Here is a 25,048-nt window from a genome sequence, read left to right as displayed (position 1 = left end):
CGGGGTCCTTTTTTCGTTCATGTGCCGTTGCGAGTGCCCTGGGCTATGGCTAAGGCCGACCAAGCAAGCGTCAACGTAATTGCAAGTTGCACGCCTCGCTGAGGGCAAACATGCAGTGTGCTAGTGGCCTTCAGCTATCCATAATTCTTAAACGATTGATTCATAAGTGGTTTCAAATAGCTAGAAAGTGGCATGCCGCTTGCGACGTTACCTGTGAATCTGCGGTCGGAGTCATCCCGCAGGCATCTGAAGAAAAACAGGAGTGCCATTATGAACATGATCCAGAACTCTTTTACCGCTGCTGCTGCCGTCGCTGCTGCGTTGAGCTTGCCTATGGCAGGTGCCGCTTTCGCCGACGCCACCCCTGCGCTGGATAACGCCGATACCGTCATGCTGGCCACCAACGAAACCATGAAAGACGCCGGCGACGCTACGTCTGATACTTGGATCACCACCAAGGTGAAATCCTCGCTGCTGGCTGAAGACGCCACGCCGGGCATGGATATTGAAGTCGAAACCAAGGATGGCGTCGTTTCGCTGTCCGGCACAGTGGCCACCGAGGCCGAGCGTGAGGCCGCGATCAACAAGGCCAAGGCTATCGAAGGCGTACGTGAGGTGTCGGCAGATGGTCTGAAAGCCGCCGATTAACCGAACGCTCTCGTCGCAACAGCGGCGTACGTGAAAACCCCGCCTCGAGCGGGGTTTTTATTTTTCAGCGACCGCGCTGGCTATCGATCTGGCGTAGGCGGTTCCCCTCGAATCGCAGGAAATGGTACATCCCATTGGTGGGTCCATAGATCCATTCTTCGACCTGAACCTCATGACGAAAGCCATAGTCGTCGAGGACTTCCTTGTAGCCCACCAGAGAAGCGCTCGCAGGCTCGCCGCATTTTTGCCGGACCTCGCCGGTAGACGCTTCGAGGCTGACCAGCGCGCTGCCGCAGCGATGGGTAGAAGACGCCTGGACACTACAGGCGAACGCGACAAGACTCAGCAGGAACAGCGGGAGGGCGAACGGCATGAAGGAGTCCTTTTTCCATTCAACGGTCGCGGCGAGACTCAATGCGTACGAGTCGATTGCCTTCGAAGGTGAGGATGCTGAACATACCGTTATTTGGCCCGTAGAGCCATTCCTCCAGAACCAGTTCCTGCCTGGCATAAGGGCCTAAGGTGTAGCCGATCGGATCCCTTCGCACAGGTGTACCGCACTTGCGCTCAACTTCGAAAGCCCTGTCGCCGGTACTGATCAGCTGACTACCGCAGCGTAAGGTTTCCGCGTGCAGCAGAGGGGCCGCGAGTATGAGTACGAGCAGCGGGGCGCAGCGACCGGCGGCTGGCATCACTCGACTCCCAGTTGCAGTGCCGTCGGGATCCGGCCTTGTTGCTCAGTTTGCGTAATGCCGGTGTCCAGCAGGTAGATCCGCGAATCTCCGAGACCTGCCTGGTCGACAAGATAGTCTTTGATCGAGGCGGCACGGGCACGGCTCAGCCGGCGCAATAATGCAGTGCTGTCCGCTCGGCTAGTCACCACCGCGTTGCGCATTCTCTCGCTGCGCTCTTGCTCGTCGAGCTCGCGCCACTCAGACGGTGGCTGTTGGCCGAGCCGGCTGCGGTAAATGCCCTCCAGCATGGCAGCTTTTTCCTCCTCGCCGATTTCCAGCTGCGCTGCTTCGGCAGGCACCTTGTCACCTCGACGTTGCAGCACTTTGTACCAGGTTTCTTGATATTCACGTTGCAGCCATTGCTCTGCCAGCAGTGGCCCGTCCGCTTGAGGAGAGCTTTGACCTTCGATTTCCAGGCGCAGCACAGGGCGCTCCTGTAGCGCACGGGCGAGCGTGTCGAGGTTGCCGCGCGCCTGCTTATCAAGCTCGCTGCTGCCTGGGGCGAAGAGTATCTGGCTGAGGTCGTCCTGATCAGAACCGGCCAAGCCTGCGAGAAATTTGAAAGGCGCCTTGACTGCCCGTGTTATCAGATTTCGCAGCGTCTGCCAGACGATTGGCATGACATCGAACTGGGGATTGTTGAGGTCACCTTGCACCGGCAGCTCGAGCGAAATCGTTCCCCGACTGTCCTTGAGCAGCGCGACGGCGAGCCGAATCGGTAGATCGACGGCCTCGGGGCTTTCCACCTGCTCGCCGAGCTGTAGCTGCTGCAGCACCACCTTGTTTTCAGCGTTCAGCTGGCCTTGCTGGATGCGGTAGTGCAGATCGAGGTCGAGGCGGCCCTTACGGATACGGTAACCGGCGAACTTGGCGGAGTAGGGAGAAAGAGTGGTCAGTTCAACCTGTCTGAAGCGTGTGGCGATATCGAGGCTTTGCAGCGGATCAAAAGGCGTAAGGTTTCCCTTGATACTCACCGGTGCGTAGCGATCAACCTTGCCGTCGACGTCGACCGTGGCCGGTTGCTGCGCGCGATTGTCGATCGTGCCGATCTGCCCGTTGAGCTCCTGCACCGCCGTGATGAAGGGTGGACGCAGACTGAGGTCGGAGAAATTGGCCGAGCCATCATCGATGTCGATTCCGCCGATGTGGATGGCCATCGGTTCGGCCTGGTCGGTTGCGTCAGCCGCGACAACCTTGTCGTCCGGGGGCGACTTGTCTACCAATAGGTCATTTATGTTGGTGGTCAGGTCGGGGTTGATGATGAAACGTGCATAGGGCTGGGTCAGCTCGATGCGCTCGATCTGCAGCTGTTGCGGGTACTGGTACTCCAGCCCGCCGAGCTTCAAGCGCTGCCACCTGATGAAGTCGCGATTTTTGATGGTGTCCAGCGTGTGCAGCTGGGTAATTTCGGCCGCGCCGTCGACTCTGAACGCCAGGGGCTCGGTGCCGGTCAGCTCAAGCTCCAGCTGGCTGGCCAGCATTCCGCTGCGTAATTCGAGGTGAACGAAAGGGGTCAGGTAGGCCTGGGCGATGCGCAGGTCGATGTCTTGGGTGCTGATATCCAGCTGGCCCGTAGTCGGTTGTAGTTGCAGTTGTCCGGCAGCTTGGAAAATACCTTGATTACCGACCCCCGTCTTCAGTTCAAGATTGAAAGGTGAGGTCCCGAGGCTGTCGAAATCGGATACGTCCAGATTCAGCGGGGCGAGCTCCAACGTGACATCCTGTTCCGGCACCTGATCGCTCAGGTGCACCTGGTAATCGCGTAACTGTGCGTCACGCAGCAGGACCTGCCAGGCGCCGTTGCTTGCGGCGGAGTTGCCGTTTGCTGCCGGCGATTGGGCAGGCTTCGCGTTTTGCGCGGCGGTTTGTGTAGTGGGGGAATCCTGGCTGGCCTCGGTGGGTTCGGAGGGTGCCAGCAGCTTTTGCCAGTTAAGCGCGCCATCAGGCTCACGAATCACCCAGGTTTCCAGTGCGCGGCTGCGTAACTTGCCGATCACGACCCGCTGCTTAGCGAGATCCAGCGACGACTCGCTGATCTCCAGGTTTTCCAGGCGAACCAGCGGCTCTCCCTCGGCAGTGTCGAGCTTGAGGGGCGCCAATTGTGCGTTCAGGTTGCTTAGCTGCAGCTCGGCGCGTTCGGCAAAATCGAGCCGATAATCGCTGGCGAAACTCAGTCGGCCTTCTTGTAAGCGAAGCGGTACGGCGTCACGCGCGTAGGCCCAGAAATCTTTCAGTAGCAAATTGCTGATCTTCAGCTGCCCGGATGAGCGGACCGGGGCCAGGTCGAATTGCCCGGTCCAGTCCACCCGGGCACCGCTGGGGCCGGTTGCGACCAGCACCGCATCGGCTGCCTCGTCCGAGCGGGTGGCAAAGTTCAGCAGTTCGAAATTGAGCGAGTCGAGGAGGAAATCGATAGGCTCGTCGGGGCGTCGATCAGCGAAGCGGACCGAGCCTTCCACCAGCCGAAGCCGGCCAATGCTCAGCGCGAAAGGCTCTTCCTCCTTCTCGTCCGATTGCTCGTCAGCCGCAGGCAGGTCGAACAGCTGCGTCAGGTTGAGCACGCCGTTCTGGTCGAATACCACTTCGGCTTGAAGCTGAATCAGTTCGATGTCTTCGATCTGCAAGGCACGGCGCCAGAGGCTGCTCCATTGCAGGTCTAGATAGAGACGCTCGAAGCCGAGCTGCGGTTGATCCGCTTCGCCGAGCCGCAGGTTGAACAGTGTCAGTTCAAGACTGAAGGGGTTGAATTCGATTCGCTCCAGACGCGCCGGCACCGTGGCGTACTGGATCAGTTGCTGATTGACCACCTGCTGGGCGATACCAGGCAGTATCAGGAAGCCGAGGAGGCAATAGCAGACCAATGCGGTCATCAGGCCGATGAGCGCGCGCTTCATTCCGTTGGGCATGCGGACCTACATTCCGGGCGGTGAACTGCCTTGGAGTATGGCACGGCATGCGGGTTCCTCTAAGGTGTCGGTGTTCTGTCCCGCGTCACAATTGCAGCGTCAACACCTTCAATGGCGTCCGCCCATCAATGGACGGAAAATCTGCGGCCGGCGATAGCACCTGGCAGTCGCGTACCGGTCGCCCCGCCTTCGTTGCGCAGCGCAGGACCTGCTCGCGCCAGTCCTCCAGGCTAACCTTCGCCAGGTTGTTGCAGCAGACCAGCACACCGCTTTCCGCCGTGGCGAGCAGGGCGGGCTTGAGCAGGCTCTGGTAGTCGCGCAGCAGGTCGACCGTGCCGAATGCACTTTTCGACCAGGCCGGTGGATCAAGCAGTATCAGGTCGAACTGCTTCGGTGCCAGGTGCGGGTAATCGGGGAGTGCGCGTCCGCGCCGCTGCGGAATCGGCAAGCCCGCCAGCTGACGGATCGCCGGGAAATAATCCGACTGGATGAACTGCATCGGCGCCAACTCGGGGTTGAGCGCACCGTTTTCCCGTCCGACCGCTAAATTGCTTTCGGCGAAGTCCAGGTTGCACACTTCGCGTGCACCGCCAGCGGCTGCGCAGAGCCCGACGCCACAGGTATAGGCGAATAGATTGAGCACTGACTTTCCGGCACTGTTGGCCTTGACCCAGCCGCGAGCGTTGCGCAGATCCAGAAACAGCAGCGGATCCTGCCCGCTGTGGCGAGCGCGGACGCGGTAGTTCAGGCTCCATTCGCGACCGACCTGACCGTCCAGCGCCGCTTCATCGGCACGATATACCGGATCGTCGCGATCAATACGCGAGTTGCCCTGGGAGCGGTCGTTGTAGACCAGCATCAAGGACTGGCCGAGACTGCTGCACAACTGCTCATGCAGTGCTAGCAGTGCGTCGCGCTCGAGTGGCTGATGGAAACTTTGCACTAATAGCAGCGGGCCATAACGGTCGGCCGTCAGGCCTGGCATGCCTTCCTGGCTACCGTGAAAGAGTCGATAGCAGTCGGTGCTCTGGGCGTGCAGCTCGGCCAGGAGTGCTTCGCGGTTATGAAAGGCGGCGCGCAGCGCCTGTTGGAGAGAAGGCATGCGCGGCGACTCGGGAAGGTGGCCGCGCAGTTTATCGGAAATTGCCAACGCAGGGATGGCGGAGCGATCAGCGCTCGATTGCCAACGCGACGCCCTGACCACCGCCTGTGCACAGCGTGGCCAACCCTTAGTGGGCATCTCGGCGAATCATTTCGTGCAGCAGGGTGATGAGGATGCGGCAGCCCGACGCGCCGATTGGATGGCCAATGGCAATGGCGCCACCCTTTACGTTGACCTTCTCCGCGTCCCAACCGAGCTCCTTGCCGACCGACCGACCGACCGACCGACCGACAGCGCCTGCGCCTGCGCGGCGAAGGCCTCGTTGGCTTCGATCAGATCTAATTCGTCGAGTGACCAGCCAGCTTTTTCCAAGCAATGGCGGGTTGCGGATACCCGGCCGATGCCCATGATCGCCGGATCGCCGCCAGCATTGGCATAGCCGGCGATGCGCGCCAGCACCGGCAGACCCAGCGCCTTGGCCTTGTCGGCACTCATCAGCAACACCGCGGCGGCACCGTCATTGAGGCTTGAGGCGTTGCCTGCGGTGACGCTGCCATCCTTCTTGAACGCTGGCTTGAGCTTCGCCAGGCTTTCAGCCGTGGTGCCGGCGCGTGGCTGTTCATCGGTATCGAACACCAGCGGCTCGCCCTTGCGCTGCGAAATCTCGATTGGCGTGATCTCATCGCGGAAACGCCCAGCCTCGATAGCGGCAGCCGCCTTCTGTTGGGAAGATGCGGCGAAGGCATCCTGCGCTTCACGGGAAATTCCGTACTTAGCCACCAGGTTTTCTGCTGTGATACCCATATGGTAGTCGTTGAAGGCGTCCCAAAGGCCGTCCTGGATCATGCTGTCGACCAGCTTGCCGTGACCCATGCGCAGGCCGGTACGTGCGGCAGGCATGACGTAGGGCGCCAGGCTCATATTCTCCATGCCGCCAGCGATCACCACCTCGGCATCGCCACAGCGGATCGCCTGGGCGGCAAGGTGGAGAGCCTTCAGACCGGAGCCGCACACCTTATTCAGCGTCATTGCCGGTACCGCGTTGGGCAACCCAGCGTTGATCGCCGCCTGGCGTGCGGGGTTTTGGCCAGCGCCGGCGGTGAGAACCTGGCCGAGAATGACTTCATTCACCTCGGCGGCTTCGATTCCGGATTGCTGTAGCAGACGGCGAATCACCGCGGCGCCCAGGTCAGCGGCAGGAATGTTGGCCAGCGCGCCCTGAAAGCTGCCGACGGCAGTACGGGTGGCGGCGACGATAACGACTGCTTGCGTGATGAAAAGCCTCGAGAAGGGTGCGAGCTCCCGCGGGGCGCCCATGTTGGCATACCGCTCGGAACGGCTCCACTTGCGAACCTGCCGGTCACGCTAGCGGCTGGGCAGTCCCATACGTCGACGCGCGCGGTGAACCGAGCCGTTGCGCACCGCCCAGCGCAACACCGGCGCGGTGCGCCTGACGCCGAGTTGTATCAGCTGGCGCTGGCGGGGGCTCTGCTGCAGCCCTAGCATGGTGCTCGCCCAATCGGGCAGCAACTCCACACCGGCCTGCATCATCAGTGCGCCGAACGGGCGGGCGAGGGTGCTAGGCGCCGGCGCGCTGAACAAAACGCGCATGACTTCCCGCGAGCGCTCGTCGCACTGCAGCTGGGGTCGTATTCCTTGCAGGTAATCGGCGATCTGCTGCCTTGAGCGCGGCACCTCGCGTGCGCCAAGTGACTCGGCGATCAGCGCAACTTCTGCGTAGTAGCGATCCTGGTCATCTCCAGACAGTGACGCGTTGAGATAGCGCAAATGCGCCTGTAGAAAACTACTGACCTCGGCGACATGCACCCAGGTCAGCAAGTCAGGGTCATAGGCGGCGTAGGGGCGGCCATCGGCGGTGTGGCCGGTGACCTTGAGGTGAATCGAGCGGACCCGCTCAATCAGTCGCTGGGCATCGGTCTGGCTGCCGAACGTCGTCGCGGAAATAAACTGGCCGGTGCGGCGCAGTCGGCCGAGCAGATCTTCGCGAAAATTCGAGTGATCCCAAACGCCGGCCAGCGCCAGCGGATGAAGCGCCTGGAGCAGCAGTGCGGAAATGCCGCCGATCAGCATCGAGGTGAAATCGCCGTGGACGCGCCAGCAGACCGAGTCGGGCCCGAACAGCCCTGGATCACCCGGCGGGTTTTCATAATCGACACCGCCGATGGCAAGCCCGGTGAGGCTGAGCACCTGCGATTCGATATGACGGCGAATGAGTTCCATGGTGACGCCTTGGCTTGGACGGGAAGGGCGATGTTACCCGAGCACTGGGGTTGCCGGCCTAGCCGATCAGCTGTTGCGACGTTGCATGGAAACAAGGCAGCAAGGAAAGGGAAACCGGACAGCTGCTGAAGCGCTGCCCGGTATGCATGACAGAATCAGCCGCGGTGTCGCCCGCGGAAGAAGTCAATCAGACCCTGGGTCGACGCGTCTTCGGCCGGTGGCGCATCGAAGCTGGTCATCTGACCATAGACGGCCTTGCCCAGGTCTTTGCCCAGCTCCACGCCCCACTGATCAAAAGAGTTGATCCCCCAGATCACGCCCTGTACGAACACCTTGTGCTCGTACAGGGCAATCAGCGCCCCGAGACGGCCGGGACTGATGGTTTCCATCACCACTGTGTTGCTTGGACGGTTACCTGGGATCACCTTGTGCGGCGCCAGACGCTCGACCTCGGCTTCGCTCATGCCCTTGGCGCGAAGTTCGGTTTCGGCTTCTTCGCGGGTCTTGCCGAGCATCAGCGCCTGGCTTTGCGACAGGCAGTTGGCGTAAAGCCACTCATGGTGATCTGCAACGGGGTTATGACTGACCACAGGCACGATGAAATCGGCTGGAATCAACGGAGTGCCTTGGTGCAGCAGCTGATGGTAGGCGTGCTGGCCGTTGGCGCCGACGCCGCCCCAGATCACCGGGCCGGTGGTGCAGGACACGGGTGTACCGTCCTGGCGCACGCTTTTGCCATTGGACTCCATGTCCATCTGTTGCAAGTGTTTGACGAAGTTGCGCAGGTAATGATCGTAGGGGAGGAAGGCATAGCTCTGCGCGCCCCAGAAGTTGTGATACCAGACGCCCAGCATCGCCAGTAATACCGGCATGTTGCTTTCGAACGGCTCATTGAGGAAATGCTGGTCCATGCTGTAGGCACCAGACAGCAGGTCCTTGAAGTTGGACATGCCGATGGCCAGCGCAATGGGCAGACCGATCGCCGACCACAATGAGTAGCGCCCGCCAACCCAGTCCCACATCGGGAAAATGTTTTTCTCACGGATGCCGAAATCGACCGCGGCCCGCTTGTTGCTGGTCACCGCGATGAAGTGGCGATAGAGCTTCTCCTCGGTGCCACCCTTGCCCAAATACCAGGTGCGTGCCGCCTGGGCGTTTTTCAGGGTTTCCAGGGTGCCGAAGGTCTTGCTGGAGATGATGAACAGGGTGGTTTCGACGTTCAGCTTGGCGGTCACTTCGCGGAACTCGCTGCCGTCGATATTCGCCAGGTAGTGCGTGCGAACGCCATGCTGAGTGAACGGCAACAGCGCTTCGGATACCAGCTGCGGGCCGAGAAACGAGCCCCCAATGCCGATGTTCACCACGTCGGTGATGGTCTTGTCGCTGAAGCCGCGCCAGAGGTTGTTGTGGATGCGGGTGACGATATCGGTCATCTGCGCCAGGGCGGTGTGCACGTCGCGCATGATGTTCCGGCCGTCGACTGTCACCGAATCGCCCATCGGCCGGCGCAGTGCCGTGTGCAGTACCGGGCGGTTTTCCGATGCGTTGATCTGCTGGCCTTCGAACATGGCGTGTGCGGCCTGCTCGACACCTGCTTCACGGGCCAGATTGACCAGCAGCGTGCGGGTTTCCGGAGTAATCAGATTCTTCGAATAGTCGAGAAACAGGCCGCAACAGGAAACCGACAGGTCATCGAAGCGTGTCGGGTCGGCCTTGAATGCTTCGCGCATGCTGAAGTTCTGCATGGCCAGGCGGTGTTCTTCCAAGGCCTTCCAGGACGACAGGCCGGTGGCATCGAGAGGGTGCTGGTAATAGCTCATGGTAGTGCGGCTTCCTTTGCTTGGCGGACTGTTCTGCAAATCTGAACGGCCCCATGCCATGGATAAACATGGCGTGGGCGGCAGCGGCTGGACAGTCATTCGATCATGCTGACGCGCTGGCATTCATCCTGAATGCACTGGGCGCGTGCCGCTTCGGTTCAGTGAAGCGGCGGTGGCGCATCCTGCACCGCCGAGACAGTCTGACTTGGAAAAACGCCCGGCGTTCCGAATACTTACTGCGTGCGGTACCGACGGCGGCCAGTCCAGCTTAGGACCATTGCAGATTCACCTGTCCACGAAAAGCCCCAGGGCGCAAAAAAGCCCGCAGCGCAGGTGGCGTTGCGGGCTTTGGAACAACTCATTCGAAATCAGGCAACCTGAACCGGAATGGCATTGCTGGTATGGCTGAGATCGCCATCTGCACCCATGTAGAGCACGTGTGGCTTGAAGTTAGCCAGTTCGGCTTCGCTGTAGTGCGCATAGGCACAGATGATTACCCGGTGACCGACGCCGGCCTTGTGGGCGGCTGCGCCATTGACGGAGATGATCTTCGAGCCTTCTTCGCCACGGATGGCGTACGTGGTGAAGCGCTCGCCATTGTCGACGTTATAAATCTGGATCTGCTCGTATTCACGGATGCCGGCCAGGTCCAGCCAGTCGCCGTCAATGGCGCAGGAGCCTTCATAATCCAGCACCGAGTGGGTCACCTGGGCGCGGTGCAGTTTTGCCTTGAGCATGATTGCGTGCATGGCGGGGTCCTCCGGGGGCGCAAGCGGCGCAGAGTGTGCCCGAACCCTCATGTGTGATCAAGACCGAGGGGCAGGCAGGGTATGCCGATGGTCGATGGTTACAACGACGCGGGGTTGCTGGTCACCAGCAGGTTGTCGATCAGACGGGTCTTGCCGAGGAAGGCGGCGGCGAGAATCACCAGCTCTCGGGTGTCCGCATCGGCGGTCTGCAGGTCAACAGCATTGCGGATCTCGAGATAGTCGGGGCGCAGGCCGGCGGTCTGCAGCGCCTGTTGGCCCTGGGTCCGCAGCGTCGGGTAGTCGCGATTCCCGTCGCTTATAGCCTCTGCCAGTTGACTGAGGATACGGTACAGGGCCGGGGCAATCGCGCGTTCGTTCGCGCTGAGGTAGCCGTTGCGCGACGACAATGCCAGGCCGTCCTCGGCGCGAACGATAGGCTCGCCGACAATCTGCACCGGCATGTTCAGGTCGCGAACCATGGTGCGGATCACCGCCAGCTGCTGAAAATCCTTCTGGCCGAACACAGCGAGATCGGGCAGCACCATGTTGAACAGCTTGTTGACGACCGTCGAGACACCATCGAAATGGCCTGGCCGGCTTCCACCACAGAGCCCCTCGGACACACCGGGCACGCGGACAATGGTCTGCACGGCCTGACCGTGGGGATACATCTCCTCGACACTGGGCGCGAACAGCAGATGGCAGCCCGCCTCGAAGAGCTTGTCCTGGTCCGCGGTAAGCGTACGCGGATAGCTGGCGAGATCTTCGTTAGGGCCGAACTGCAGCGGGTTGACGAAGATGCTGGCAACCACGAAGTCGGCTCGCTGGCCGGCCTTCTTCACCAATGCGATGTGGCCGGCGTGCAGGTTACCCATGGTCGGCACGAAGCCGATGCGTTTGCCTTCGCCACGCGCACGGCTCACCGCGGCGCGCAGGTCGGCGATGGTTCTGACCATATTCATGCGGAGAACCCATGTTCGGCTGCGGGAAATTCAGCGGTCTTCACGGCCCGGACGTAGGCGGCGATGGCTGTGGGGATATCGCCATGCTCGCGCATGAAGTTTCGGACAAACTTAGGTGCCCGTCCGCTGAGCGACAGCCCGAGCATGTCATGCAACACCAGAACCTGGCCATCAGTGGCGCTGCCGGCGCCGATGCCGATCACCGGCACCGCGACCGCCTGGGTAATGCGAGCGGCCAGTTCGCTGGGCACGCATTCAAGCAACAGCATCGCTGCCCCCGCGGCTTCGAGGGCCTTGGCATCCTCGATCATCTGCTGTGCTTGCGCTTCCTGCCGCCCCTGAACCTTATAGCCACCGAAGATGTTCACCGCCTGCGGGGTCAGGCCCATGTGGGCGCAGACCGGGATGCCGCGCTCGGCGAGCAGGCGAATGGACTCGGCCAACCATGCCGCACCCTCGACTTTGATCATATGCGCGCCGGCTTTCATCAGCGTCGCGGAGTTGTCCAGCGTCTGCTCAATGGTCGCGTTGGCCATGAAGGGCAGGTCGGCGAGGATCATCGCGCCTCGGTTGCCGCGTTTGACGCACGCGGTGTGATAGGCCATCTCTTCGACAGTCACCGGCAGCGTGCTGTCGTGTCCTTGCAGGACCATGCCCAGGGAGTCGCCGATCAGTAGCATCTCGACCCCGGCTTCGCAGGCTGTCTTGGCGAAGGTCGCGTCATAGCAGGTGAGCATGACGATCTTTTCGCCTTTCTGCTTGAGGCCTTGCAGGGTAGTCAGGGTTACGTCTGGCATGAATGCCGTCCTCCTAGAGCCTCTGAGGGATCACGGTTGCGGTCGGAGCGTCAGCGATGGGGGCGAGTGCCCCGGTTCGTTGCGTGCCGGCAGAGGGCGCTTATAGTCACGATGGCAGCGTGCTAAGTCAATCGGGAGTGTTACCAGTGCCGTTACAACTGTTACCGAATGGTTACAGCGCCTTGCCCACGCGCTCCAGGCCCTCGAAGGGGCAGGCTGCGAGCAGGTCCTTCAGATAGCGCCCATCGGCCAGCTGTAAGGTATCGGGCGCTACCTCGGCCAGCGGATAGAGCACGAAGGGCCTGGCGTGCAGGTGATAATGCGGGACCGTCAAACGTGGCTCGCCGATTAGCCGATCGCCGTAGAGCAAGATGTCCAGGTCCAGCGTTCGCGGCCCCCAGCGTTCGGTCTTGCGTTCGCGACCCTGGGCCTGCTCGATGGCTTGCAACGCGTCGAGCAGCGTCAATGGGTCCCGGGTGGTTTCGAGCACGGCGACGGCGTTGTTGTAGCGGGGCTGGTCGGGCGGGCCGAGCGGGTCGCTGACATACAGTGAAGATACAGCGACGAGTCGGGACGAGGGGATGTCCGCCAGTGCCTTGAGGGCGTCGCGTAGTTGCTCGCGGGGCTCGGCCAGGTTACTGCCCAAGCCAATGTAAACCCGTTCCATTTACCGGCTTACTCGGCGGACGCGGGTGCGCTTTCGTTCGGGCCGCGCTTGCGGCGTCCGCTGCGGCGTCGTTTGCGCGGCGCGCCGCTGCCGTCGTCCTTGCTGCTCAGGCCGCGAATCATGTTGCGGCGCTCGCTGTCGCTGGCATCCTGATAATCGGTCCACCATTCGCCCAGGCCGTTGGTTTCCTCGCCAGCGCTCTCGCGCAGCAGGAGAAAATCGTAACCGGCACGGAAGCGCGGATTGTCCAGCAACTGGTCGGCGCGGCGGCCCTGGCGGCGCGGCAGGCGTTCCTGCATGTCCCAGATTTCCCGCATCGGCATGGTGAATCGCTTGGGAATGGCAGTGCGTTGGCATTGCTCCCAGATCAGATCATGGGCGGCTTCCTGCATTGCCGGGATTGGCGGCAATCCTCGGGCCTGCACCTCGGCGACGCGCGCCGGCAGGGCCGGCCAGAGCAGAGCGGCGAATAGGAACGCCGGGGTAACAGGCTTGCCTTGAGCGATGCGCTGATCAGTGTTGGCCAGGGCGTTGCGAATCAATGTGCCGGTGTATTCGGGATTGTCTTCCAAGGCTTCGGCGCTGGCCGGAAACAGCGGTGCGAAGAGGTCGTGTTCCAGCAGCAATTCAAAGGTGCGTTCGGCCTTACCGCTGAGAAACAGCTTGATGATCTCGTCGAACAGGCGGGCCGAGGGGACTTCGTTCAGCAGCTCGGCCAGATCGGCAATGGGCTCGGCGCTGTGCTGTTCGATCTCGAAATCCAGCTTCGCGGCGAAACGAACCGCTCGAAGCATGCGCACCGGGTCTTCCTGGTAGCGCTGCTCGGGATCGCCTATCAGGCGAATCAGCCGGTTGCGAATGTCACGGACGCCGTGAGTATGGTCGAGAATGCGCTCGCTCGACGGGTCGAAATACAGGGCGTTGATGGTGAAGTCACGGCGCTGGGCATCGTCTTCGAGAGTGCCGTAGATGTTGTCACGCAGAATCCGCCCGCTTTCGTTGCGCGATGCAAGGTGACTGGCTTCTTCGTCGTCCGCTTCCGGATGGTTGGCTCGGAAGGTGGCGACTTCGATGATCTCACGGCCGAAGTGCACGTGGACCAGCTTGAAGCGTCGCCCGATGACCCGCGCGTTGCGAAACTCGGCGCGTACCTGCTCGGGTGTCGCGCTGGTGGCGACGTCATAGTCCTTCGGGTCCAGCTCCAGCAGCAGATCGCGGACGCAACCGCCAACGACGTAAGCCTCATAGCCGGCTTGCTGAAGTCGCTCGACGACACTGACGGCATGCCGGCTCAGGTCGTTGCGGTGCAGCGAATGCTGCCGGCTGGACAGTATTTCGGGTGTGCGACGGGGATGCGGGAAGCGGCGCAGGGGAGAACGAAAAGACTGGAACAGCTTTTTCAGCATGAGAGGCACTGTGTGGCGAAATGACAAGGTGGCGTAGGGAATAGCCACGAAACGAGCGTGGATTCTAGCACCGGGAGCAGGGATGGTGAACGAACCGCGGGGAGGTGTCAAAACATCGGCCGGAGCCGGAAAGCACTAGGGGAGCCGAAGCTCCCCTTTAAAATGATGTCGCGTGCTTTGTTGTTATTAGTATTTCGGGCGTGTTGTTTTTGTTTGATCACCCGTTCCCTTCAGCTATCGCTTTCGGAAATTGCTCCTACATTGGGAGCAAAGAGCAAACGGATTTCTTTGGTCGCTGACTTGCCATCGATCACAATGATCCAACCAGTTCAGGCACTGCTTATGCAGTTTTTATTGTTCTCAGCCTGGTTGTGGGGCGAAAACCCCATTCGGCAGTTCCTCTCCAAAAGAATCAGTTAGCTACGTCTCTGCCTTCTTGTATTTGTTTTGCTAGAGCCGGTACGTCTTGTTCTTATTGTGGGTCTGCTTGTTATTGTTGTTGTGCCAGATAGAAAGCATTTGCCGTGCCAGTTTTTAAAAGTCATTTAAAAACAAGATGTTGGTGATTTTCGCCTCTGTTTGGACTTCAAAAAAACCGGGTTCCCGTTACCGATGAACCCGGTTTCTGTTACGTGACGGTGGGGTGGGTAACAACCCGCTACCCGGTGGCGCTCGATTTGCGCCGCGGGATACCCAGACGCTGGCGACGCTCCCACAGGCATTTGCGGCTGATACCGAGCTTGCGCGCAAGCTCGGTCTCGGTCATGTGATCCTGGTGTTCAAGGACGAAGTGCTGGAAGTAGTCCTCCAGTGAAAGGTCCTCGGTCGGCTCGTTGCTTGTCGATACTGCGGAGCCCAGCGGGGCGCAAGGCGCTTCGAAATCGTCATCGAGGTCGTCGAGCTCGATGTCGATACCCAGAAGCTCGGCGCTGATTTCCTCGCTCTCGCTGAGGATCGCAGCCCGCTCGATAGCGTTTTCCAGCTCGCGCACGTTACCGGGCCAGGTGTAAAGCCGTACGGCCTGCTCGGCGTCTCGAGAGAAATGCAGGTCCTCGCTGCCCATGCGTTCGCCTTGCCGTGCAAGGAAAGCCTTGGCGATTTCCAGCACATCGGCACCGCGCTCGCGCAATGGCGGTAGCTTCAGGGCGATTACGTGCAGGCGATAATAGAGGTCCTCACGGAATTGCCCGTTCTTGGCCAGCGTTTTCAGGTCGCGGTGGGTTGCGGCGATAAGGCGCACATCAACTTTTTGCGATTGGGTAGAGCCGACACGCCGGATTTCACCTTCCTGTAGCACACGTAACAGCCGCGCTTGTGCTTCCAGTGGCAACTCGCCGATCTCGTCGAGAAACAAGGTGCCGCCATCTGCTGCTTCGACCAGGCCGGCGCGTCCGGCATTGGCGCCGGTGAATGCGCCTTTCTCGTGACCGAAAAGCTCGGACTCAATCAGGGTTTCCGGAATGGCCGCGCAGTTGACCGAGATCATCGGTGCCTTGGCGCGCCGGGAGAGGTTATGCAGGGCGCGGGCGACGAGCTCCTTGCCGGTGCCCGATTCACCCTGGATCAGCACGTTGGAATCGGTCGGTGCGACCTTGCGGATCTTGCCGAACAGATCCTGCATCGGACCGCAGCGTCCGATGATGCCGATCTCGCTGTTGCCCGAGCCACTCTCGCCTGCCGCGCCTGTCTGAGTCGAGGCGCCGCGTGGCGCAGCAGCGGGAGCGGTGGCCGCCTGCTGCCGATCGTGAAGGATGCGGGCCACGGTCTGCAGCATCTCGTCGTGGTCGAACGGTTTGGCAATGTAGTCCACTGCGCCCATTTTCATCGAGTCGACCGCTGAGCGCAGGCTCGCGTAGCTCGTCATGATCAGCACTGGCGTGCCGTCGGCGAGCTTGATCAGTTCGGTGCCGGGCGCGCCGGGCAACCGCAGGTCGCTGACGATGAGATCAAAACCCGAAATGCTGAAGCGCTCCTGTGCTTCTTGCACCGAACCGGCTTCGCTCACCTCGTACTGGTTGCGTTCGAGCAATCGGCGCAAGGCGGAGCGGATGATGGTTTCGTCTTCGACGATCAGGATATGTGACATCAGTACTCTCTCGACGGTCTGAAGGCGGCTACAGGCCGGTGGGAAACGGCGCCGCACGGCGCTGGTTCCGTGGGCTGTGCAAGCTGTCGCGATGTGGCGTGGGTCTGCCAGCGCAGGGCTGCGGTGCCGACTTGTGCAAGCCCTGGCCTGGCCCGTTGCACGCTTTGTTGTGCGTGGCCAGTAGCAGCGGAACAGCGCCCATCGCTTCGTCAATCAATGGCATCTTTCGCCTCGACATACCGCGGCAGGGTAATGCGGAAACGGGTGCCGCGTTGGGTTTCCGGGTCTGCCGGGCTGTCGATATTGATCTGTCCATAATGCTCTTCCACGATCGAATAGACCAGTGCAAGGCCCAGCCCTGTCCCTTCGCCGGGGTCCTTGGTGGTGAAGAAAGGCTCGAACAGACGATCCTGAATCGTTTGCGGAATGCCACTGCCTTCGTCTTCGATGATGAGGTAGACGGTCTGTTCGGATAGCTCGCTGCGCACGCGAATTGCGCCGCCGGGCTCCGATGCGTCGCGGGCGTTGGAGAGCAGATTGATCAGCACCTGGGCGAGGCGCTGGGGATCGCCTTCGGCCAAGTGACTGGGGTCGCAAAGGTTAAAGAAGTGCACCTCGGTGCCGCGGCGATTGAGCGAGAGCAGGGCGATCGCATCCTGCGCCACCTCGGCCAGGCTCACCGGGTACAGATCCTGTTGTCTGCTGCCGGCATGAGCGAAGCTCATCAGAGATTGGACGATGCGTGAGACGCGCTTGGTCTGTTCGACGATCTGATTGCTGATCTCGCTGATCTCGTTATCGGCTTCGCGCTCCTCGCGCAGATTCTGCGCCAGGCAGGCGATACCGGTGATTGGATTGCCGATTTCATGGGCGACGCCAGCTGCCAATCGCCCAATGCTGGCCAGACGCTCGGAATGAACCAGCCGGTCTTCGAGCTGTTGGGTTTCGGTGAGATCTTCAATCAGGAGCACCAGGCCGCTGTTGCCTGGCGCCAGCGGTTCGGCGATGGCGGCCTTGTGCAGATTCAGGCAACGGCTGTGGCCATCCAGCGGCAATCGCTGTTTGTGCAGGTGTTCATCGCTCTGCTGAATAAAGTCAGTCAGCAGGCTTTTCCAGGGCTCGGCGATGGTCGACAGGCGCGAACCCACCACCTGCAATGCCGGAATCTCGGTGAGCTCTTCCAAGGCCCGGTTCCACATCAGGATTTCCTGATCCTTGGCCAGCGAGCAGACACCCATTGGCAGCTCCTGCAGCGTTTGGCGGTGATAGCGACGTAACGCATCGAGCTCTGCTGCCAGGCCAGTCAGGCGTGAGTGGTAGTCCTCCAGGCGACTCTCGATGAAATGAATGTCTTCGGTGACATAGCCGTCAGCGCCATTTTTGTAGGACAGAAAGTTTTCGACGATATCCTGCGCGACGCTCGGGCCCATCAGGCCGGACAGGTTCGCCTCGATGCGGTCGCGCAGCCGGCGCAAGGCGTAAGGACGATGCTCGTCGAAGGGTAGCTGGAGATCCCGTAGCGCCTGCTCCACCTCGCGTTGTGCGGTCTTGGCGCCCAGTGGCTTGGCCAGCTGGGTGGCGAACTCCTGCGGCGAGGCGGCCATCAGCTCCCGCCGTTGCGGACGCCGCACGTTTTCCACTGCGCAGGCCTCGGCGGCGGCCTGCTCCTCGGCGCTGGTCTCGGTAAACAGCGAGAACAGGGAGAACGCCAGCACGTTTACCGCCAGCGAGGCGATAGCCGCCAGGTGCCAGCTGGTGTCGTCGAGCACATAAACGACGTTGAACAGCGGGATATAGAAGCCATTGAGGTTGCCCACCAGTGGCAACAGCATGGTAACCACCCAGACGGCGATGCCGGCTAGCAAGCCGACGATGTAACCGCGGCGGTTGGCGGTCGGCCAGTAGAGCACCGAAAGCACGCCGGGCAGGAACTGCAAGGTGGCGACGAAGGCGACGATGCCCAGGTTGGACAGGTCCTGCTCGGCGCCCAGCAGCAGATAGAAGCCGTAACCGGCCATGATGATCGCTAGGATCAGGCTGCGGCGAGTCCATTTCAGCCAGCGATAGATGTTGCCTTCGGCAGGAGGCTGATAGAGCGGCAACACCAGATGGTTGAGGGCCATGCCCGACAGCGCCAGGGTACTGACGATTATCAGCCCGCTGGACGCAGACAGCCCGCCGATGAACGCCACTAGCGTCAGTGTCTCGCTCTGCGCGGTGAGGCCAAGGCCAAGAGTGAAATACTCGGGATTGGTGCTAACGCCAAGCTTGAGGCCCGCCCACAGAATCAGCGGCACGGCCAGGCTCATCAACAGCAGATACAACGGCAGTCCCCAGCTGGCGCTGACCAGGGCGCGTGGGTTGAGATTTTCGGTGAAGGTCATGTGGTACATGTGCGGCATGACGATGGCCGAGGCGAAGAACACCAGCAGCAGGGTCCGCCAGGGGCCTTCTTGCAATGGCGTATGCAACGCCTGCAGTGCCGATTGATTCTGCAGCAGCCAGATTTCCAGTTGATGCGGGCCGCCGAACACCACAAAGAGTGCATATAAGCCGATGGCGCCGAATGTCAGCAGCTTGACCACCGACTCGAACGCGATGGCGAATACCAGCCCCTCGTGCTTTTCCCGCGTGGCGATATGCCGGGCACCGAAGAGAATGGTGAATAGCATGATCATCACGCAATAGCCCAGCGCCACCCGCTCTTGCAAGGGCTCGAGCGTGAGAATGCCGATGGCATCGGCCACCGCCTGGATCTGCAGGGCCAGCAGCGGCAGCATGCCGATCAGCATGACGATCGTTGTCAGCGCACCGCTCCAGGTGCTGCGGAAGCGAAAAGCGAACAGGTCCGCCAGCGAGGCCAACTGATAGGTGCGGGTGATGCGCAGGATTGGGTAAAGCAGGACCGGCGCGAGCAGAAAGGCGCCGCAGACCCCCAGATAGGTGGCAAGGAAACCGTAACCGTATTGATAGGCCAGGCCCACGGTGCCATAGAACGCCCAGGCGCTGGCATAGACGCCCAGCGACAGGGTGTAGGTCAGAGGATGGCGAATCACCCAGCGTGGGATCAGCCCGCGCTCGCTGACCCAGGCCACCCCGAACAGCACCAGCAGATAGGCGACGCTGATCAGGATCAGGTGGCTGAGGCTAAAGCTCGTCTGCATCGCGCTGACTCTGAAGGATGAAGGTCACCACGATAAGGATCAGCCACAGCAGATAGGGTCGGTACCAGGCGCCGTTGGGGTCGATCCACCAGTCCATGATCGCTGGGGAAAACAGGTAGATCCCCACCACCAGGAGCAGCACCAGTCGGTAAATGTACATGCTGGAACTCGTATCGGAAGTAGGCGGATGGTAAAGCAGCGGCAAGCGGCAAGCCACAAGCGGCAAGTTAAAGCAAAGCCTGGTAAGCCCACAGGACGCTTGCAGCATCAGCGTTAGCGCAACTGCGCCTCGGCCAGGGTGCGACAGCGCGGGATGCGCCTGGCATCCCAGCGTGGGATCGCCCAGGCCAGCAGCTCGCCCGGCAGCGCGTCGGCAAGGTCGCTCGCCGTCGGCTGGCCGAGGGCGCGCAGCGCGCGGAGTAACAGCGGCGTGGCCTCATCCGGCTGCAGCGGTGGCGAGCGGTAACGCTTGCCCAGCTTGTGACCGTCCGGCTGAATGATCAGGGGGACGTGCAGGTATCGCGGTTGTGGGAGACCGAGCAACTCTTGCAGGTAGAGCTGACGCGGCGTGGAGTCGAGCAGATCGGCACCGCGAACGACGTCGGTCACGCCCTGCCAGGCATCGTCGAGCACTACGGCTAACTGATAGGCAATCAGTCCATCGCGACGGCGGATCACGAAGTCACCGACCTCGCGGCCCAAGTGCTGGCGGAACTCGCCCTGCACACGGTCAGTAAATGCATACTCGCGATCGGGCACGCGCAGACGTATGGCAGCATCGCTCACGTCCCGGCCGGCATCGCGGCAAAAACCCGGATAGAGCCCGGCGAAGGGTTGCAGCTGTTTGCGCGAGCAGTCGCAGGCATAGGCATGACCGCCCTGCCAGAGGCGATCGATCATTGCGTTGTAGATACCCAGACGCTCGCTCTGGCACACCATTTTTGCGTCCCACTCGAAACCATAGGCTTCCAGCGCCCGCAGAATGGCGTCCTGCGCGCCGGGCATCTCCCGCGGCGGGTCGAGGTCTTCCATGCGCAACAGCCAGCGGCCATCCGCGGCGCGAGCGTCAAGGTAGGAGGCCAGTGCTGCGATCAGCGAACCAAAATGCAGATAACCGCTAGGCGTAGGGGCGAAGCGGCCGATATAGGAGGAGGGCGTAACGGTGGAAGGCATGGGAAGCCGGCTCGGGTGAAGCAGCAGCGAGGCGGGATGCGGCGAGGATGTGCGGTCTGGAATGAAGCGGGGCGCCGAAGCGCCCCGTTCGGGATCAGGAACCGATCTGCTTTTCCTTGATCTCCGCCAGCGTCTTGCAATCGATGCACAGCGTGGCGGTGGGGCGGGCTTCCAGACGGCGAATGCCGATCTCTACGCCGCAGGAGTCGCACCAGCCGTATTCGTTGTCTTCGATCAGCTGCAGCGTCTCGTCGATCTTCTTGATCAGCTTGCGCTCGCGATCACGCGCACGCAGTTCCAGGCTGAACTCTTCTTCCTGGCTGGCGCGGTCGGCCGGATCAGGGAAGTTGGCCGCTTCGTCCTGCATGTGATGCACGGTACGATCGACTTCTTCCATCAGCTCCAGCTTCCACTTGTTCAGGATGCCGGTGAAATGAGCGCGCATGTTGTCGCTCATGTACTCCTCGCCCTTGGCTTCCTTGTAGGGCACGAAGGCGCGAATCAATTGGTTATTCGGTGTCGTTTTGGTAATGGGCATGGATGAACGCCTCTCGCTATGTCCATTGCGCAGGATAGTGAAATCCCTCTGCCGGCCCGTGCCGGCCCTGCGGCTGCAAGCGGGCGAACTTACCAGATCGTATCGGGGTGCGCTACTCCCGAATATCACGGTGGCTGCGGTGTCAGAGGGACCTTCGGTAGAATTCACGTTTTGTACTCATCAGGAAGGTCAGATGACCTCGTCATATAGCGCGCGTAGTCGTGCAATCGAACCCTTTCATGTCATGGCACTGCTGGCGCGAGCCAACGAATTACAGGCGCTGGGCCGTGATGTCATTCACTTAGAAATCGGCGAGCCGGACTTCACCACTGCGGCGCCCATCGTCGCGGCCGGCCAGGCTGCCTTGGCGGCGGGCCACACACGCTATACCGCCGCCCGAGGGCTGCCGCAGCTGCGCGAGGCGATTGCCGATTTTTACGCTCAGCGCTATCAACTGTCTATTGACCCCGAACGCGTGCTGATTACTCCCGGCGGATCTGGTGCGCTGTTGCTCGCCAGCAGCCTTCTGGTCGACCCAGGCAAGCACTGGCTGCTGGCGGACCCCGGTTACCCATGCAACCGGCATTTCCTTCGCCTGATCGAAGGCGCCGCACAGCTGGTCCCGGTGGGGGCCGATGTCCGCTACCAGCTGACGTCCGATCTGGTCGAGCGCTACTGGGACAAGGACAGCGTGGGTGCGCTGGTCGCCTCGCCGGCCAATCCCACCGGTACTTTGCTGACACGGAATGAACTGGCAGACCTGTCCGCTGCATTGAAAGGGCGCGGCGGGCATCTGGTAGTGGATGAGATCTACCACGGACTGACTTACGGCACCGACGCCGCCAGCGTGCTTGAGGTGGATGACGAGGCCTTTGTGCTCAACAGTTTTTCCAAGTACTTCGGCATGACCGGTTGGCGTCTTGGCTGGCTGATTGCGCCACCGGAGGCGGTCCCGGAGTTGGAAAAACTGGCGCAGAACCTCTATATCAGCGCGCCAACCATGGCTCAACATGCGGCGCTGGCCTGCTTCGAGCCGGCTACCCTGCAAATTCTCGAGGCACGCCGGGCCGAATTCGGCCGTCGCCGCGATTTCCTGCTGCCAGCCCTGCGCGAACTGGGATTCGGCATCGTCGTCGAACCCGAGGGCGCTTTTTATCTCTATGCCGATATCAGTGCGTTCGGTGGTGACGCCTATGCCTTCTGCCAGCACATGCTGGAAACCGAGTTCGTGGCCATCACGCCGGGACTCGATTTCGGTCGCCATCAGGCTGGGCACCACGTGCGTTTCGCCTATACCCAGGATTTGCCGCAGCTGGAGCAGGCGGTAGAGCGCATCGCCCGCGGCCTGCAGAGTTGGCAAGGCTGATGCGTTTTGCCACGCCTCTCGAGCAGGGTCGGCTGATCCGACGCTACAAGCGCTTTCTTGCCGATATCGTTACCGATGCCGGCGAGCATTTGTGCATCCACTGCCCGAATACCGGCTCGATGCTTAACTGCATGGGCGAGGGCGCGCGCGTTTGGTTTCAGCGCAACAGTGATCCCAAGCGCAGGCTGCCGGGCACCTGGGAGTTGGTGGAAACGCCGCAAGGGCGCCTGGCCTGCATCAACACCGCCCGTGCCAATCGTCTGGTCGAAGAGGCGCTGCTGGCCGGGGTTGTCGAGGAGCTGAACGGCTTCACTGCGCTCAAGCGTGAGGTGGCCTATGGCGTCGAGAACAGCCGGGTGGACTTCCGGCTGGATTTCTCCGATGGCCCGGCATTCGTCGAGGTGAAAAGCGTGACCCTCGGCTTCGGCGGCACCGCCGTGGCGGCCTTTCCGGATGCGGTGACGACGCGTGGCGCACGTCACTTGCGCGAATTGGCGGCGCTGGCGCGCGACGGAGTCCGTGCGGTGCTTCTGTACTGTGTGAACCTGACCGAGATTGAGGCGGTGCGTCCGGCAAGCGAAATCGATCCGCACTATGCGGCGGCGCTGCGTGAAGCGCAGGCGGCGGGTGTGGAAGTGCTGGCGTATGGTGTCGAGCTTTCGCACGATGAGATTCGGCTGGTGCGCAGGCTCCCCGTGATCCTGTGATGGCGGGCGGGTCGATGCGGCCAGCAAGTCCGCCAACCGCGTACTGTGGCTAATCTCCGGTCACGCGCCAGACGGTGTCGCCAACATCATCGGCAACCAGTACTGCGCCGGTTATGTCGACCGCGACGCCCACCGGCCGGCCCATGGCCTCTTCGCTGTCGTTGACGAAGCCCGTGAGAATGTCCTCGGTTTCGCCGCTAGGCCGTCCCTGCTTGAACGGCACGAAGACCACTTTGTAGCCACTGCGGGGTTTGCGGTTCCACGAGCCGTGTTGGCCGATGAAGGCGCCGTGGAGGTAACGCTTCGGTAACAGCGAGCCTTCATAGAACACCAGGCCCAGCGAGGCGGTATGGGCGCCGAGGGCATAATCTGGCACCAGTGCCTTCGCCACCATATCCGGTCGCGGTGGCTTCACCCGCGGGTCAACATGCTGGCCGAAATAACTGTAAGGCCAGCCATAGAAGCCGCCATCCTGCACCGAAGTCATGTAGTCCGGGACCAGATCGCTGCCGATCAGGTCGCGCTCGTTGACTGTCGTCCATAGCTCGCCGCTGTCCGGCTGCCAGGCCAGCCCGTTGGGGTTACGAAAGCCGGAGGCGAACAGACGCAGGGTCTTGTTCTGTGGGTTGACTTCGAGGATGGCTGCGCGGTTCTTTTCGGCTTCCATGCCATTCTCGGCGATGTTGCTATTCGAGCCGCTGGTCACATACAAACGCGATCCGTCCTGGTTGGCGACCACATTCTTGGTCCAGTGATGGTTGATCGGGCCGGCCGGTAGACCGACGACTTTTTCTCCCGCACCCTCGATGCGGGTGGCGCCTTCTTCGTAGGTAAAACGCACCAGAGCGTCGGTGTTGGCGACATAGAGCTGATCACCCACCAGCGCCATGCCGAAGGGTGAGTTCAGCCCTTCGAGGAAAACCGTGCGCTGCTCCGGTGTGCCATCACCGTCCTTGTCGCGCAGCAGGGTGATGCGGTTGGCGCTATCGCCGCCCGAGCCGGCGCGTGCCATGACTTTCTTCATGATCCAACCGCGAATACCTCCACTCTCTGGCTTGGGCGGGGCATCGCTTTCAGCCACCAGCACGTCGCCGTTGGGTAGTACATGCAGCCAGCGTGGATGGTCGAGATTGCGAGCGAACGCTTCGACGCGAAAGCCTGGAGCTGCTTGTGGCTTCGCTCCCGCCGGCCAGCCCGTTGCCTTGGCGATATTGACCGTCGGGATCAGCGACTTGTTAGGTTCCGGGAGCGCGGGGTCTGGCCCATAGCCCGACTGCACCGGCAGATTGGCGGTGTCGCCGCAGCCGGTGAGAATGAGCATCAGGGAGGCGGCCAACAGACAGGCGTAATGGCGTTGCATGGGCGGCTCCTAGTGTGTCGCTGAGTGGCGCAACGTGCTGGATCAAGGGCCTTGCTCGCGGTCGCGGCCCTGTTTGCCGTCATGTCGGGCAGTTCTGGCGGCATGCTGCTCCAGTTTCGGCATCAGCAGAAAAATTACCAGTGCGAAGCCCGTCGTGAGCACTGCGGTGGCCTCATGGCCCAGCCCGGTGGCGACGCCAATGGCGGCGGTCAGCCAGATTCCGGCTGCTGTGGTCAGGCCTTTGACGTCCCGCTGCGAACTACCCTTAAGGATAGTGCCAGCGCCGAGAAAGCCGATCCCGGTAATGATGCCCTGCATCACTCGCGACAGGTCCTGGAGCGGCATACCAGCTTCCAGCGGTACCAGCACGAACAGCGCCGCACCCAGGGCCACCAGCATATGGGTTCGCAGCCCGGCCGCCTTGCCCTTGTACTCTCGTTCATAGCCCAGCACACCGCCGAGCGCTGCGGCCAAGAGCAGCCGTATGGATACGCGAATGCCATGTTCTAGATCGGGAATGTCGGAAAATTCCGACGCAACGGTGCGGCCCAGTATCTCCCACCATTCCATGACTTCCCCCGGCTAGCTCGGCGATCGCGTGTATCTAGAATTCGAGTCATGC

The 25,048-nt window shown here is 61.5% G+C and carries 21 protein-coding genes and 1 pseudogene; 3 read left to right on the top strand and 19 right to left on the bottom strand.

The features are described 5' to 3' along the window. The first annotated feature begins 270 nt into the window (after positions 1-270). Positions 271-648 (top strand): BON domain-containing protein, encoded by a 378-nt coding sequence (locus H3028_RS03780; protein ID WP_181295728.1) that lies wholly within the window; start codon positions 271-273, stop codon positions 646-648. 64 nt (positions 649-712) lie between these two features. Here H3028_RS03780 and H3028_RS03775 read toward each other — a convergent pair whose 3' ends face one another. The 17 genes and pseudogenes from H3028_RS03775 to dksA all read right to left on the bottom strand — a co-directional run bounded on the left by H3028_RS03775 (position 713) and on the right by dksA (position 20,993). Further along, the gene (locus tag H3028_RS03775) at positions 713-1,021 is read right to left on the bottom strand and encodes a DUF2845 domain-containing protein (protein ID WP_181295727.1); all 309 of its coding nucleotides are present in this window, start codon (positions 1,019-1,021) and stop codon (positions 713-715) included. Between the two features lie 19 nt (positions 1,022-1,040). Further along, entirely contained in the window at positions 1,041-1,340 is a 300-nt protein-coding gene (locus tag H3028_RS03770; protein WP_181295726.1) for a DUF2845 domain-containing protein, read from the bottom strand. Beyond that, positions 1,340-4,288, bottom strand: coding sequence for a DUF748 domain-containing protein (locus tag H3028_RS03765; RefSeq protein ID WP_181295725.1), 2,949 nt, complete (start codon positions 4,286-4,288; stop codon positions 1,340-1,342). The genes H3028_RS03770 and H3028_RS03765 overlap by 1 nt, the downstream gene beginning before the upstream one ends. Before the next feature lie 85 nt (positions 4,289-4,373). Further along, positions 4,374-5,390: a class I SAM-dependent rRNA methyltransferase gene (locus H3028_RS03760; protein WP_181295724.1), complete on the bottom strand. Its 1,017-nt coding sequence runs from the start codon at positions 5,388-5,390 to the stop codon at positions 4,374-4,376. Positions 5,391-5,517: 127 nt separating this feature from the next. Then, a pseudogene (locus tag H3028_RS03755) lies at positions 5,518-6,707 on the bottom strand (acetyl-CoA C-acetyltransferase). Positions 6,708-6,755: 48 nt separating this feature from the next. Then, positions 6,756-7,631 (bottom strand): oxygenase MpaB family protein, encoded by an 876-nt coding sequence (locus H3028_RS03750; protein ID WP_181295723.1) that lies wholly within the window; start codon positions 7,629-7,631, stop codon positions 6,756-6,758. A gap of 155 nt (positions 7,632-7,786) precedes the next feature. Then, positions 7,787-9,451 (bottom strand): glucose-6-phosphate isomerase, encoded by a 1,665-nt coding sequence (gene pgi, locus H3028_RS03745; RefSeq protein ID WP_181295722.1) that lies wholly within the window; start codon positions 9,449-9,451, stop codon positions 7,787-7,789. Between the two features lie 368 nt (positions 9,452-9,819). Then, positions 9,820-10,200, bottom strand: a complete 381-nt coding sequence (panD, locus tag H3028_RS03740; protein WP_168423484.1) for an aspartate 1-decarboxylase — start codon at positions 10,198-10,200, stop codon at positions 9,820-9,822. 98 nt (positions 10,201-10,298) lie between these two features. Further along, a complete protein-coding gene (gene panC / locus H3028_RS03735) occupies positions 10,299-11,162 on the bottom strand; it encodes a pantoate--beta-alanine ligase (protein WP_181295721.1) in 864 nt (287 codons plus the stop codon). Continuing rightward, on the bottom strand, positions 11,159-11,959 hold the full coding sequence (gene panB / locus H3028_RS03730; protein ID WP_168423486.1) for a 3-methyl-2-oxobutanoate hydroxymethyltransferase: 801 nt from the start codon (positions 11,957-11,959) through the stop codon (positions 11,159-11,161). Before panB ends, panC begins: the two co-directional genes overlap by 4 nt. A 172-nt stretch (positions 11,960-12,131) precedes the next feature. Then, complete coding sequence (gene folK, locus H3028_RS03725; protein ID WP_181295720.1) at positions 12,132-12,626, bottom strand: 2-amino-4-hydroxy-6-hydroxymethyldihydropteridine diphosphokinase; 495 nt, start codon at positions 12,624-12,626, stop codon at positions 12,132-12,134. Positions 12,627-12,634: 8 nt separating this feature from the next. After that, complete coding sequence (locus H3028_RS03720) at positions 12,635-14,032, bottom strand: polynucleotide adenylyltransferase PcnB (protein ID WP_181295719.1); 1,398 nt, start codon at positions 14,030-14,032, stop codon at positions 12,635-12,637. Between the two features lie 658 nt (positions 14,033-14,690). Then, positions 14,691-16,118: a sigma-54 dependent transcriptional regulator gene (locus H3028_RS03715; RefSeq protein WP_181295718.1), complete on the bottom strand. Its 1,428-nt coding sequence runs from the start codon at positions 16,116-16,118 to the stop codon at positions 14,691-14,693. A gap of 209 nt (positions 16,119-16,327) precedes the next feature. After that, a complete protein-coding gene (locus H3028_RS03710) occupies positions 16,328-19,282 on the bottom strand; it encodes a sensor histidine kinase (RefSeq protein ID WP_181295717.1) in 2,955 nt (984 codons plus the stop codon). After that, positions 19,266-19,442: a hypothetical protein gene (locus H3028_RS03705; RefSeq protein WP_003095129.1), complete on the bottom strand. Its 177-nt coding sequence runs from the start codon at positions 19,440-19,442 to the stop codon at positions 19,266-19,268. The genes H3028_RS03710 and H3028_RS03705 overlap by 17 nt, the downstream gene beginning before the upstream one ends. A 113-nt stretch (positions 19,443-19,555) precedes the next feature. Continuing rightward, on the bottom strand, positions 19,556-20,455 hold the full coding sequence (gene gluQRS / locus H3028_RS03700) for a tRNA glutamyl-Q(34) synthetase GluQRS (RefSeq protein WP_181295716.1): 900 nt from the start codon (positions 20,453-20,455) through the stop codon (positions 19,556-19,558). 94 nt (positions 20,456-20,549) lie between these two features. Further along, the gene (gene dksA, locus H3028_RS03695) at positions 20,550-20,993 is read right to left on the bottom strand and encodes an RNA polymerase-binding protein DksA (protein ID WP_168423492.1); all 444 of its coding nucleotides are present in this window, start codon (positions 20,991-20,993) and stop codon (positions 20,550-20,552) included. 193 nt (positions 20,994-21,186) lie between these two features. Here dksA and H3028_RS03690 point away from each other — a divergent pair, with 193 nt between their 5' ends. Together H3028_RS03690 and sfsA are read left to right on the top strand one after the other, a co-directional pair. Then, the gene (locus H3028_RS03690) at positions 21,187-22,359 is read left to right on the top strand and encodes a pyridoxal phosphate-dependent aminotransferase (RefSeq protein WP_181295715.1); all 1,173 of its coding nucleotides are present in this window, start codon (positions 21,187-21,189) and stop codon (positions 22,357-22,359) included. Next, positions 22,359-23,066, top strand: a complete 708-nt coding sequence (gene sfsA, locus H3028_RS03685) for a DNA/RNA nuclease SfsA (protein ID WP_181295714.1) — start codon at positions 22,359-22,361, stop codon at positions 23,064-23,066. The genes H3028_RS03690 and sfsA overlap by 1 nt, the downstream gene beginning before the upstream one ends. Positions 23,067-23,115: 49 nt before the next feature. Here the strand turns inward: sfsA and H3028_RS03680 are convergent, their stop codons facing one another. Both H3028_RS03680 and H3028_RS03675 read right to left on the bottom strand, forming a co-directional pair. After that, complete coding sequence (locus H3028_RS03680; protein WP_181295713.1) at positions 23,116-24,426, bottom strand: sorbosone dehydrogenase family protein; 1,311 nt, start codon at positions 24,424-24,426, stop codon at positions 23,116-23,118. A 42-nt stretch (positions 24,427-24,468) separates the two neighbouring features. After that, entirely contained in the window at positions 24,469-24,996 is a 528-nt protein-coding gene (locus tag H3028_RS03675) for an MgtC/SapB family protein (protein WP_181295712.1), read from the bottom strand. Between the last annotated feature and the right edge of the window lie 52 nt (positions 24,997-25,048).

Source organism: Pseudomonas sp. Q2-TVG4-2, assembly GCF_013620795.1.
In the GTDB taxonomy this organism is placed as follows: Bacteria; Pseudomonadota; Gammaproteobacteria; order Pseudomonadales; family Pseudomonadaceae; genus Stutzerimonas.
This window is presented reverse-complemented; position numbering and strand designations above follow the sequence as displayed.